This window comes from Nocardia sp. NPDC059154 (genome assembly GCF_042755705.1).
Taxonomy (GTDB): Bacteria; Actinomycetota; Actinomycetes; order Mycobacteriales; family Mycobacteriaceae; genus Nocardia.
Window position 1 is genome coordinate 195272 of sequence record NZ_JBHZCS010000005.1, and the last position, 12182, is coordinate 207453.

The 12182-nt window shown below is 70.7% G+C and carries 8 protein-coding genes; 4 read left to right on the forward strand and 4 right to left on the reverse strand.

All coding sequences use genetic code 11. The annotated features are described in order from the left end of the window. Positions 1–179: 179 nt before the first annotated feature. Positions 180–1517 carry an amidase gene (locus ACFXN1_RS07250; protein WP_379435532.1) on the reverse strand — a complete coding sequence of 446 codons (1338 nt, stop codon included), beginning with the start codon at positions 1515–1517 and terminating at the stop codon, positions 180–182. 307 nt (positions 1518–1824) lie between these two features. Here ACFXN1_RS07250 and ACFXN1_RS07255 point away from each other — a divergent pair, with 307 nt between their 5' ends. From ACFXN1_RS07255 to ACFXN1_RS07265, 3 genes are read left to right on the forward strand one after another with little or no spacing between them, the layout of a single operon-like run. Beyond that, the gene (locus tag ACFXN1_RS07255) at positions 1825–4353 is read left to right on the forward strand and encodes a serine/threonine-protein kinase (RefSeq protein WP_379435530.1); all 2529 of its coding nucleotides are present in this window, start codon (positions 1825–1827) and stop codon (positions 4351–4353) included. Then, positions 4350–6551: a protein kinase gene (locus tag ACFXN1_RS07260; RefSeq protein ID WP_379393522.1), complete on the forward strand. Its 2202-nt coding sequence runs from the start codon at positions 4350–4352 to the stop codon at positions 6549–6551. The genes ACFXN1_RS07255 and ACFXN1_RS07260 overlap by 4 nt, the downstream gene beginning before the upstream one ends. Before the next feature lie 20 nt (positions 6552–6571). After that, complete coding sequence (locus tag ACFXN1_RS07265) at positions 6572–7258, forward strand: nucleoside/nucleotide kinase family protein (protein ID WP_379435528.1); 687 nt, start codon at positions 6572–6574, stop codon at positions 7256–7258. A 5-nt stretch (positions 7259–7263) separates the two neighbouring features. On the opposite strand, the gene ACFXN1_RS07270 is transcribed toward ACFXN1_RS07265, so the two are convergent. From ACFXN1_RS07270 to ACFXN1_RS07280, 3 genes are read right to left on the reverse strand one after another with little or no spacing between them, the layout of a single operon-like run. Further along, on the reverse strand, positions 7264–8157 hold the full coding sequence (locus ACFXN1_RS07270) for a PfkB family carbohydrate kinase (protein WP_379435526.1): 894 nt from the start codon (positions 8155–8157) through the stop codon (positions 7264–7266). A 20-nt stretch (positions 8158–8177) separates the two neighbouring features. After that, positions 8178–9008, reverse strand: coding sequence for an SDR family oxidoreductase (locus tag ACFXN1_RS07275; protein WP_379393528.1), 831 nt, complete (start codon positions 9006–9008; stop codon positions 8178–8180). Further along, positions 9008–10681: an aldehyde dehydrogenase family protein gene (locus ACFXN1_RS07280; protein ID WP_379435525.1), complete on the reverse strand. Its 1674-nt coding sequence runs from the start codon at positions 10679–10681 to the stop codon at positions 9008–9010. The genes ACFXN1_RS07275 and ACFXN1_RS07280 overlap by 1 nt, the downstream gene beginning before the upstream one ends. Positions 10682–10839: 158 nt before the next feature. Between ACFXN1_RS07280 and ACFXN1_RS07285 the strand changes: the two genes are divergently transcribed. Beyond that, positions 10840–12087 carry a PucR family transcriptional regulator gene (locus ACFXN1_RS07285; protein ID WP_379435523.1) on the forward strand — a complete coding sequence of 416 codons (1248 nt, stop codon included), beginning with the start codon at positions 10840–10842 and terminating at the stop codon, positions 12085–12087. Positions 12088–12182: the final 95 nt, after the last annotated feature.

Genomic DNA, 12182 nt, shown 5'->3' on the forward strand with positions numbered 1-12182 from the left:
CGGGGGTCCCTCGCTGGGGACGGGGAAAGGGGGGGGGGGAGGGGGGTGGGGGTTTTCCTGTGCTCTTTGGGGGGGGGGAGAAGAAAAAAAAAAAAACCCCCCCGCCCCCCGGGGCCCCCCCCCGCTGTGCTGTATCCGAGCGTGCTGTGCTGTATCCGGGCGCGTGTGCCGGCGTGTGCTCAGGGAGCGACGCGCTGCCAGGGGTGGGCGGCCTCGATCTGCGCGGCCAGCCGGAGGATGGTCGACTCGCTGCCGGGCGGGCCCGCGATCTGCGCCGCGACCGGGGTGCCGGTGCGGGGGTGCAGGCCCATGGGTAGTGACAGCGCGGGCCAGCCGACCAGGTTCCACAGTGGCGTGAACGGCGAGAACTTCGTGTTCGTAAGGACATTCGCCAGCCAGGGGCGGGAATGCCAGCGGCGGGCGCGCGGGGCAGGGGTCGCCAGGGTGGGCGTGATGACCACGTCGTAGCGCTCGAAATAGTCGAGCAGCCGGGCCTCCACCCGATCGACCTGCGACGGGCGCAGCAGTCCGGACTTCAGCACCGCCCTGCCGAGGGCGACGTGCATCCGGGTGCGGCGCTGCAGGAGATCCGGATGCTGGACGGTCGCGGCCTCGCGGGCGGCATTGCCGAGCCAGCGCAGCAGCAGCGCGAAAGTCGAGCCCTGGTACGGGAGTTCGGCGACGCCGATGATGTGGCCCGCCCGGGAGGCGGCCGCGGCGGCCTTGTCGGCGGCGGCGGTCCAGGCCAGGTCGATATGGCCGAGTGGTGTCGGAGCCCCGGTGGCCAGGCCGATGCGCAGCGTCGAGGGCGTCTCCAGATCGGCCAGGTCGGGGCGGTCCGCGAGCACCGAGAGCATGAGCGCGGTATCCGCGACCGTTGTTGCGAGGACCCCGTTCTCGGTCATCCCGCCCCACGAGTCCAGCCCCACCTCGGCGGGCACCAGACCGCGGCCGGGCTTGAGGCCGACCACGCCGCAGCAGGCGGCCGGAATGCGGACCGAGCCGAGCCCGTCATTGCCGTGCGCGATCGGGACCATGCCGGAGCCGACCGCCGCGCCGGAACCGCCCGACGAGCCGCCCGCGGAGTAGCGGGTGTTCCACGGGCTGCGGGTGATGCTGCCCGGGCCGTCGGTGACACCCCAGAGCCCGAATTCGGGCACCGTGGTGAGGCCCACGACGACCGCGCCCGCGGCCCGCAGCCGGCGCACGACCGGGTGGTCGCCGGTGGCGGGGGTATCGGGACCGGCCAGCGAGCCGCCCCGGGTGACCTCGCCGGCGACGTCGATATTGTTCTTCACCGCGATCGGCACGCCGGCCAGCGGCAGCATGTCCAGATCCGGTCGTTCGGCCACCGTGCGGGCCTCGGCGCGGGCCGCTTCCTCGCGAACGAGACTGAAGGCGTTCAATTTCCGATCGCGGGCGCGAATCCGGTCCAGCGCCGCGCCGACCGCGTCCTCGGGGGAGATCGAGCCGTTCTGGACGGCCGCGGCGATGCCGGTGGCCGTGGTCAGGTCCACGGGGGGACGGTCGGATGGGGTGTCGGAATCAGCCCTGGTACCTGCCACCGCTACCTCCTCGGCGGTGCCGGCTGTGGCGATTTCAGCCGCTAGCGCCGTGCCCTCGTCGTGCATGCTGGTCTTCCCCCGTCGCCTCGTGTCGAAATCGGGTGATCCGCTCGTGAGCCGCAAGTTATCATTCCGGCTAGCAGTCGGGGATGATGGTGTGGGGTGTGGCGGTTTCTTTGTCCCAATCTCAGAATCCACGACATCCTCGGATCGACAGTGCGGATCGACGACATCCGTGCCGAGCCAGAGGGGTGCGGACATGGCTTCTGGTTCCGACCACCGTTCCGGCGGTTACTCGGCAAAAACGGAATCGAGTGCGATCGCCGCCTTCACGGCGGCGTGGGACTCCACTGCGGCCCCGCCCCGGATCGCCGACTATCTGCCCGACGCCACCACGCTGCGGCGGGGTGCGCTGATCGAGCTCATCCGGGTGGACATGCGCCACCGCTGGCTGCACCGACCCGCCGGAACCGAGGTCTCCCCGCCCAAACGGCTGCGCGACTACTGCGCCGAATTCCCCGAACTCGCGGACCGGGATCTGCCCGCCGGGCTGGTGTACGAGGAGTTCGTCATCCGCCGGCACAGCGGCGAGCGCGTGGATCCGCGCGACTGCCTGCGCGAATATCCGGATCAGGCGACCGAGCTGAGGGAACTGCTGAATGCCGACGACGACGATCAGAGCACGCGGCGGGCCGGGCTGGACGAATCCACGCGCGGTGACTTCGGGGTCGAACGCTCCGACCGGACACAGCTCGAGCGGACTCAGCTCGAGCCGACCGCCCGGACCGGGCCGACCGTGGACGGCGACACCACCCGGGTACCCGAACCGGGTGAGGTGACGCTGTACGAGGATCCCTCGCAGCTGGTCGGCGCACCGGCCGAGCCCACCCGTGCCACCGGCGGGATCACCACGCCCGAGACCGGGGAACTGCTCGATCGCATCGAAATCGGGCAGCGCATCGATGATTTCGACCTGCTGACCAGTCTTGGTTCCGGGGCGTTCGCCCGGGTCTTCCTGGCCCGGCAGCGCTCCCTGCAGCGGCTGGTGGCGGTGAAGATCTCCGCCGACCACGGCACCGAGCCGCAGACCCTGGCCCAGCTCGACCACGACTACATCGTGCGCGTCTTCGACCAGCGGCTGATGTCGGACCGGCGCACCGAATCCGGGCGCCGCCTGCGTCTGCTGTACATGCAGTTCCTGCCCGGCGGCACCCTGCTCGGCGTGCTGCGCCGGGTGCGGGCCACCCCGCCCGGGCAACGCACCGGACAGCTGCTGCTGGACGCGGTCGACGCGGCCATGGAGGAGAAGGGCGAGATCCGGCCCACCGACTCCAGCGTGCGCGCCGAGCTGGCCGGGCTGTCCTGGCCGGAAACCGTGGCGTGGCTGGGCCGCCGGCTGGCCGAGGCACTGGACTACGCGGACGGGCACGGGGTCCTGCACCGGGACGTGAAGCCCGCGAATGTACTGCTCACCGCCGAGGCGGTACCGAAGCTGGCCGACTTCAACATCAGCTTCAGCCGGAGTATCGACAGCGCCGGCCCGGTCGCGTACTTCGGCGGTTCGCTGTCCTACATGTCCCCGGAACAGCTGGACGCGTGCCATCCCGGCACCGCCATCAGCGCCGGCGACCTGGACACCCGCGCCGATATCTTCTCCCTCGGCGTGGTGCTGTGGGAGCTGCTCACGGGGGCGAAGCCCTTCGACGACACCACCGCCGGGCCCGGCGACCACGGCGACCGCACCACCCTCGATGCCATGCTGGCGCGGCGGCGCGGCGGCGTCGACACCGCCGCCCTCGACCGGGTGCCGCCCGACTGCCCCGCCGCGCTGCGCCGGGTCCTGCTCACCTGCCTGGAGCCGGCCCGCGAACAGCGCTGGAGCAGCGGCGGGGTCCTGGCCACACAGCTCGAGATGTGCCTGGACGAACGTGCCCGCGACCTGGTCGACCCGCCGCCGCACAGCTGGCGGATGCGGTTGCGGCCGTGGATGATTCCGCTGGTCACGCTGGCCATCGTGGTGCCGAACCTGCTGGCGTCGCTGTACAACATCGCGCACAACCGGGCCTTCATCATCAATCACCTGTCCGAGTCGGCCATGCACACCTTCATGGTCACCACGACCACGGTGAACCTGGTGTTCTTCCCGCTCGGGACGGCCGTCATCGCCTATCTGTGCCGGTCCCTGATCTTTGTGCCGCGTGGGGTGCGCCTGGGCCGCGAATACGACCAGGAGACGCTGCGCAGAGCCCGCGCGGACGTGTTGCTGGCCGGGGAGCGCATCTCCCTGGTGGTGTTCTCGCTATGGGTGATCGCGGGCATCACCTTCCCGACGGTGCTGCGCATGACGGCTCCCGACCTGCCGGCCCGTGGCATGGTGCACTTCCTGGTGTCGCTGGTGGTGTGCGGGGCCATCGCCGTGGCGTATCCGTTCTTCCTGGTGGCTTTCTATCTGGTGCGGTGCATCTATCCGATGTTCCTGCGGCACGGGGACATCAGCGCCGAGGACGCGGTGTGGCTGCACCGGCTGGGCCACCGCTGCACCACCTATCTGGCGGTCGCGGCGTCGGTCCCGTTGCTGGCGGTGGCGGGCGTGACGTTCCTCCCGCCGGACGACATTCCGCAGGTGATCGTCGCGGTGCGGGTGCTCAGTGTCGGCGGGATCGCGGCCTTCGTCCTGATCTATGCCATGTTCCGGGCGCTGGAGGCCGACCTGGCGGCGCTGGAGCGGGTGGTGTCGTCGACCCCCTCGTCGCGGGCGCCCGGAAACGGGGCGGGTACCGAATCGTGAGCGAACTCGCAGCGCAAGCCCTCGCCCGCTTCGCTGCCGACTGGGAATCCACCCTGCGCGGCGACCGCGACGAACCGCCGCCCCTGGCCGGTTACCTGCCCGACGGGCACGAGGTGCGGCTCGCGGTCCTCACCGATCTGGTGCGGGTGGACATGCGGCAGCGCTGGCGGCGCGCCGGAATGGAGAAGCGGCTCGCGGAGTACCGCAGGGAATTCCCGGAGGTGGGGACCAGCCCGGACTTCGCCGACCTGGTCTGCGAGGAGTACGTGGCCCGCAGCCGCTTCCGGCCGGTGGACGTGGACAGCTTCACCTCCGAGTACCCGGAGGCGGCCACCGAGATCCGCCGCCGCTTCACCGGCGACACTCCGCCGCCCCCGCCGCCCGTGCTACCCGAGGGCATCGGAACCGGCCGCCGCCTCGACGATTTCGACCTGCTCACCGATCTCGGCGGCCGCGAACACAGCCGCATGTTCCTGGCCCGGCAGCGGTCCATGCAGCGGCTGGTCGCGGTGCGGGTGGAGGCGGGCGTGGACAGCGACACCGACACCGTCGCGCAGCTCGACCACCAGCACATCGTGCGGGTCTTCGACCAGCGCCTGATCGCCGACGGCAGCACCGGAAAACCGTTGCGGCTGTTGTACATGCAGTATCTGCCCGGCGGCACCGTCGATGGCGTGCTGGCCCGGTTGCGGCAGGAATCCGCGACGGCCGGGCGCGACAGCGCCGATGGCGGACTGCTGCTGCGGGCCATCGACGCGGCAATGGAGGCCAAGGGTGAGATCCGGCCGGCCGGGTCCCGGGTGCGGGCGGAGATCGCCGGGCTGAGCTGGCCGGAAACCGTGGCGTGGGTGGGGCGGCGGCTGGCGGAGGCGCTCGACTACGGGTTGCGGCAGGGGGTGCTGCATCGCGACATCCGGCCCGGCAATGTGCTCTTCACGGCGGAAGGGGTGCCCAAGCTCGCGGATTTCGCGCTGGGGCCGGTGTACTGGAGTGGGGCGTTCCTCGGGGCGGGCGCGAATGATGCCGGGGCGCTGCGGTATCGGTCGCCGGAGGCGCTGGCCGCGCAGCTGGATCCGGCTGCGCCGCTGCCGGATACCCGCGGCGACATCTACTCGCTCGGACTCGTGCTGTGGGAAATGCTCACCGGCGCACTGCCATTCGACGATGCGGATGCCGGGACCGATGCCGGGGCGGTGCGGGCCATGCTGGCCCAGCGGACGGCGGGCGTGCCCGCGGCGGCCCTGGACACGCTGCCCGCCGACACCCCGGCCGCGCTGCGGCGGGTGCTGCTGGAATGCCTGCGACCCGATCCCGCGCGGCGCTGGCAGACCGGCGGCCAGCTGGCCGGGCAGCTGAACCTGTGCCTCGACCCGCGGGCCCGGGATCTGGTGGATCCGCCGCCGCACACGCTGTGGGCCCGGTTGCGCGGCTGGCCGGTGCCGATCGCGATGCTGTGCGTCGGCCTGCCGAATGCCGTGGCCAGCTGGTACAACGTCCGGATCAACCAGAGTCTCATCGTGAACGAGCTGCCGCTGGTGGACCAGCAGCGGTTCGAGCAGGTGGCGCTGGTGAACAATCTGGTCGCCTTCCCGCTGGCGGCGCTGCTGCTGTTGTGGCTGGCGCGGCGGCCGCTGACCGTCTCCTACCGCTTGGCCCGTGGGCACCGGTACACCCCGGCCCAGCTGGCCCACGCCCGCGCCGACACGTTGCTGATGGGGGAGCGGGCGGTGTGGGTGCCGTTCGCCATGTGGCTGATCGCCGGGGTGGCGTGGCCGCTGGCCCTGTCCGGTACGGGAGCGCGGTTGCCGCACAATGCCTTCGCGCACTTCTTCACCGCGCAGGTGGTGTGCGCGACCATCGCGCTGGCCTATCCGTTCTTCCTGATCATGGTGTACGCGGTGCGGTCGCTGTATCCGCAGCTGCTGGCGCGCGGTTCGGTGGGGCCCGCCGATCGGCGGCAGCTGTCGGCGCTGGCCCGGCGCAGCAATTTCTATCTCGCCGCGGCCGCGTCGGTGCCGCTGCTGGCGGTGGCCAGCGTGACCTTCGTGTCGACCGCCGATCTGTCGCTGGTGATCGTGCCGCTGCGGCTGATCAGTGTCGGCGGCGTGCTGGCGTTCGTGCTGACCTACCGGCTCTCGCGGCTGCTGGAGGAGGACCTGCAGGCGCTGGTGCGCGCCATTCCCGAAGGCGGGCATTGATTCCCCGTAGGCTCGGAGGGGTGGCGATACGTGGCAGTGTCGAAACCTCGTTGGCGGAGTTGGCGGCTCGCGTTCGCCGCCGCGCCGACGGGCATTCCGGTCGGTTTCTGCTCGGTATCGCGGGCCCGCCCGGTGCCGGCAAATCCACCCTCGCCCGCGGCATTCGCGACGAACTGAACCTGGCCGCCGGCGCTTCGATCGCCGAAGTCGCGCCCATGGACGGATTCCACCTCACCAACGCCCAGCTGCGCGCCGCCGGATTCCTCGATCGCAAGGGCGAACCCGACACCTTCGACACCGACGGCTATGTGGCCCGGCTGCGCACCATTCGCGAGACCGCGCCGGGCACGCCGGTGTCCTGGCCCACCTACGATCGCGAGATCCACGAACCGGTCCCCGGCGGCGTCGTGTTCGATCGCCAAGCCATCGTGGTGACCGAGGGCAACTACCTGCTGCTCGACGACCGCGCCCACCCCGCCTGGGCCGCCGTGCGCCCGCTGCTCGACGAGACCTGGTACCTGGACGTGCCGCGGCCGATCCTCGAACAACGCCTGTTGCGCCGCCACATTCGCGGCGGCCGCACCCCCGAGGCCGCGCGGACCAAGGTGGCGCACAGCGACCTCCGCAATGCCGCTCTCGTCGAATCCACCCGCACCCGTGCCGATCTGGTGCTGCGCAAGGCCGGACGCGGCTACCGCATCGACTGAGCGCGCTATCCAGTCGACCGAATATCGAAGTGCCGCATCCACTCCCGGGTGCCGGGGAAACCGCAGGAGGCCGTCGCCACCGCGGCCGCGCGCCGCAGCGCGACCGGGAAACCCGCGCCGCGCTCGTGAAAATGGCAGAACGCGCCGTGCAGAATGTCGCCCGCCCCGAGGGTGTCCACCGCCGGCCCCTCGGGAACAGGGATCTCGCCGCGTTCGCCGGGCATCGAGTATCGGATCGGGCCACCACCACCGGTGATCGCGACCAGCCGCGGTCCCGCCGCGTGCAGGTGGTCGAACACCTCACCGGCCGAATCACCCTGTACCCCAGGCGGAGTGAAGGCACTCGAGCAGATGGCGATATCGACGACCGGCAGCAGCGCGCCGTGCACCGGACGCCAGCGGCCGGCATCCAGCACCACGGGCACGCCCGCCGCCCGCGCCGCCGTCGCCAGCCGTAGCGCGGGTTCGGGATAGTGGCCGTCCACCAGTAGCACCGTGGCGCTGTCGAGCACCGCGGCCGCCGTCTCGTCGAGGGCCGGATGGATCCGGGATCCGTCCAGCGACACGATGGTCCGGGTGGCCGCCGAGGTGGCGACGATGATCGAGGACACCGGCGGCTGCTGATCGCCGTCGGGCGTGAGGTCCACGGCGGTGACCCCGTGCCGCTGCAGATCACCGCGAATCAGTTCCGCCAGTGGATGTTTGCCCAGCGCGGTCACCAGGGCCGGTGTCGCGCCGGACAGGAAGGCATAGGTCACCGCCGCATTGGCCGCCGGTCCGCCCGCGCCGAGAAACAGGTCGGCGGCCTGGGTCTTGGAGTCCTCGGCGGGATACCGGTCGACGGCATAGGCGAGATCCAGTGTCGACAATCCGGCGAAAACCGCACTCCTGCTACCCATGCCGCCGACCCTACGGTGAGCTACTCGCGCACCCGGTTCTCATAGGCCTTGCGCGCGTCGGAGTCCACATCGTCCAGGAACGCGCTCTGCGCGCCCAGCGCGCGCCCGATGGCATCGCCCACCGACTGCGGCAGCAGACCCACCACCTGCGAGATGATGCCCGCCACCGCCGTGACGCGAACCTTGGAGCGCGGCTCCACGATCAGCTTGGTGATGGCGTCGGCGATCTCCTCCGGCTCGGCCGGCCGCAGCAGCTTGGGCCCCGTAACCCCGGATCCCAGTTCGGTTCTGGTGAGCGTCGGCAGCACCGAGGAGAAGCGCAGCCCGGTGCCCCGGTACTCCTCGCGCAGGGTGTCGGTGAAGCCCAGCACCGCGTGCTTGCTGGCGTTGTAGGTGGCCAGGCCCGGAATATGGGTCTCGCCGGCGAGCGAGGCGATATTGATGACGTGCCCGCGCCCGCGCGGCAGCATGCGCCCGATGGCCAGCTTGGAGCCGAGGATCACGCCGTACACATTGATGTCGAGAATGCGGCGGGTGATCTGATCCGGTTCGTCCACCACGCGGCCGGTGGGCATGATCCCGGCATTGTTGATGAGCACGTCGATCGGGCCGAGGCGGCGCTCGACCTCGTCGAGGAAGGCGTCGAAGGACTGGTGGTCGGTGACGTCCAGCCGGTCGTAGACGTCGAAACCCCGTGCGGCGCCGGACTCCTTGACGGTGGTCTCGTCGATATCGCCGATGGCAATCCTGGCGCCGAGGGCCTGCAGGGCGGTCGCGGTGGCCAGGCCGATGCCGCGCGCACCGCCGGTGATCACCACGACCTTGCCGGCGATCGTTCCGAAGTCGGTCATCACATCCCCCGCACGGTCTTGATGATGGCGGGCAGGTTGATCCGCCGCAGTCCGCGAGTGCCCGCGGCCCGCATGGCGCCCATGGCGATGGTCAGCTTGGCCGGCGAATACGGGAACCACAGCGGCTCTTTGGTTTGCGTGGGCAGGATCGGCTTGGTGATGGCCTGCTGGCGGCAGTACTTGCGCACGCCGTTGGCCCCGCCCCAGCGCGCGCCGGTGCCGGACAGGCCCCAGCCGCCCATGGGCAGCGCGAAGCTGAACATATTGGCGAACACGTCGTTGATGTTCACCGCGCCCGCGTTCAGTTGGCGCGCAACGCGTTCGGCGCGATCCTTGTCGCCGGACCAGACCGAGGCGGATAGGCCGTAGATCGAATCATTGGCCAGGCGAATGGCTTCCGCCTCGTCGGCCACCTTCATGACCGGCAGCGTGGGCCCGAAGGTCTCCTCGGTCATGCAGGTCATGGTGTGGTCCACGTCGGCGAGCACGGTCGGTTCGAAGAGTGTGCCGACGCCGGTGCGCTTGCCGCCGGTGGTGACGCGCGCACCCGCCTCGACGGCCTCCTCGACGTGCCGCTGCACGATCTGCGCCTGGTTCTCGTTGGCGAGTGCGCCCATGTCGTACCGGGGTTGGCGGCCGTCCACGCCCTGGCGGACCTCCTTGACGGCGGCGGTCAGCTTCGCCAGGAACTCGTCGTAGACAGGCGCTTCCACGTACACGCGCTCGACCGAGATGCACACCTGCCCGGCGTTGAACAGCCCGCCGAAGGCGATGCCGTGCGCGGCGCGATCCAGGTCGGCGTCGGCCAGCACGATGGCCGGGTCCTTGCCGCCGAGTTCCAGGCTGTACGGGATCATCCGCTCGGTGCAGGCCGCAGCGATCTTGCGGCCGGTGGCGGTGGAACCGGTGAACTGGATGTAGTCGGCGTTCCCGACCACGGCCGCGCCTGTCTCGCCTGCGCCGGTGACCACCTCGAACACCGGCGGTGCGCCGATCTCGCGCCAGCCGCGCGCCAGCTCGACCGCCGAAAGCGGTGTCACCTCAGAAGGTTTCAGGATGACCGCAGCGCCCGCGGCCAGCGCCGGGATCACATCGATGACCGGCATGGCCAGCGGGAAGTTCCACGGCGTGATCACACCGACCACCTGGTAGGGCCGGAACACGGTGGTCAGCTGCTTGACCCGGGCCAGCGGGCTGTGCGGCGAAGGGTGTTCGTCGGCAAGGAATTTCGCGGCGCGGCGGGCGTAGTAGCCGGTCAGGTCGACCGAGAACGCCGGGTCGATGAGCGAGTCCACCCGGGCCTTACCGGTCTCGGACTGCAGCACGTCGGCCAGGCGATCGGTGTTGTCCACCAGCCAGTCCTGCAGCTTCAGCAGCCACTCCTTGCGCCCGTCGGGACCCAGGGCCTCCCAGGCGGGCTGATGCGCGCGCAGGGCGGCGACCTTGGCGGCGACCGTCTCCGCCGAATCGATCGGCACCGTGCCCGCGAGTGCGCCGGTCGCCGGATTGCGGACCTCGAGTTCGGTGGCGGGCGCCGGGGCCGCCTCCGGTTTCGGGGTGGCTCCCGGTTTCGGGGTGGCTCCCGGTTTCGGGGTGGCCTTGACGGCGGTCCCGGCCGGCTTGCGGGTCCCGGTCTTGCGAGCGGTGCCCGCGGCGGGTTCGGTATTGGTCACGATGTGCCTCTCCCCACGTGCGCTACGTTGCGACGGCGAGCTGTGCCCCAGCTCACTGGACTATGATCGTGACACAATTTCGTGAGCCCATGCTTGGCCAATCGGGTCAATTGTTCCGGTCGGTTTTGTGCTCTGAGTACAACCTCGGAGGAGTACCCGTGGCGACCCCCGCGAACCCGGCGGAGATCCGGCTCTGGATCGCCGATTTCGTCGCCGAAACCCTCCCGGCCGAAACCCTGGAACAGGTCGTCACCCGCCTCGACGACGCCATCATCGCCCGCATCCCGGAGATGCGGGACCGCGATATGCGCCGCGACCTGGCCGCCAGCAGCCGGGCCCACGCGGTCGCCGTGCTCAGCGGCCTCACCCAGGACCTGTTCGAATACCCGGTCCCGCCGGAGGCGCACGCCTTCGCCCGCACCGTCGCCCGCCGCGGCTACGACGTGCGGCTGCTGCTGCGCGTCTATCACCTCGGTCAGGAGGCGGTCATCGACTACATGACCGAGGTGCTCGAACAGCGGCAGCTGCCGCAGGACATCGAAAGATCGGTGCTGCTGAGGCTTTTCGACCGCACCACGCGCTGGGTCAGCACGTCGGTCGAGGCTCTCACCGACACCTATATGGCCGAGCGGGAACGCGGCCTGCGCGCCGCGCTCACCCAGCGCGCCGAGATCGTGCGCGCCCTGCTGGACGGCGCCGAGGTGGATATCGAAACCGCTTCGGGCCGGCTCGGATACCGGCTGTCACAGCGACATCTGGCCTTGGTGCTGTGGACGGACGAGGATGCCGCGCCGCTGCCGTCGGACGGCACCGGCGAGGCCGTCGGCCGGCTCGACCGGATCGTGGCCCGCTACGCGGGCATGCTCGGCAACGGCAGCCTGCTCACCGTGCCCTCGGGTGCGACCGCGCTGTGGGCGTGGATCGGCGTGGACGACGCGCTGCCCGAGCCCGGCGATCCGGTGTGGTCGGTGGACGCGCCCGTGCGGGTGGCGATCGGCGTGCCCGCCGCGCACGCCACCGGCTTCCGGGCGGGTCACCGCGAGGCGGTCGCCGCCCGGCAGGTCGCCGAGCGCGCCCGCCCGGGCCTGCCGCGGGCACTGCACTACTCGGAGGTCGAGGTCGCCTATCTGGCGGGATCCGACGAGACCGCCATGCGGTCGCTCATCGACAGGGAACTGGGCGCACTTGCCGCATTCGACGCGCAGTCGGCGCGACTGCGGGAAACCTTGCATGCCTACCTGCGAGCCCGCCGCAGCCCGGACGCGGCCGCGAAACTGCTCGGCGTGCACAAGAACACGGTGCGATACCGGATTCAGCGCATAGAAGAACTGCTCGGTCACTCTCTCGACCAGCGTGGTACGAGACTGGAGGTCGCGCTCGACTGCGTGGCGGTCTACGGCGTGTGAGTCCGCGAGCGTCAGCTCGCTTCCTCCGCGACGGCGTCCCGGGCGGCGCGTCGCCGGGTGGGCGGCTCGCCTTCGGAGGCCCGGCGCTCCGGTAA

Excerpts from the sequence above, each read along its gene's own strand:
- ACFXN1_RS07255 (WP_379435530.1), top strand. The coding sequence starts at position 1,825 with ATGGCTTCTGGTTCCGACCACCGTTCCGGCGGTTACTCGGCAAAAACG.
- ACFXN1_RS07270 (WP_379435526.1), bottom strand. The coding sequence starts at position 8,157 with ATGGGTAGCAGGAGTGCGGTTTTCGCCGGATTGTCGACACTGGATCTC.
- ACFXN1_RS07275 (WP_379393528.1), bottom strand. The coding sequence starts at position 9,008 with ATGACCGACTTCGGAACGATCGCCGGCAAGGTCGTGGTGATCACCGGC.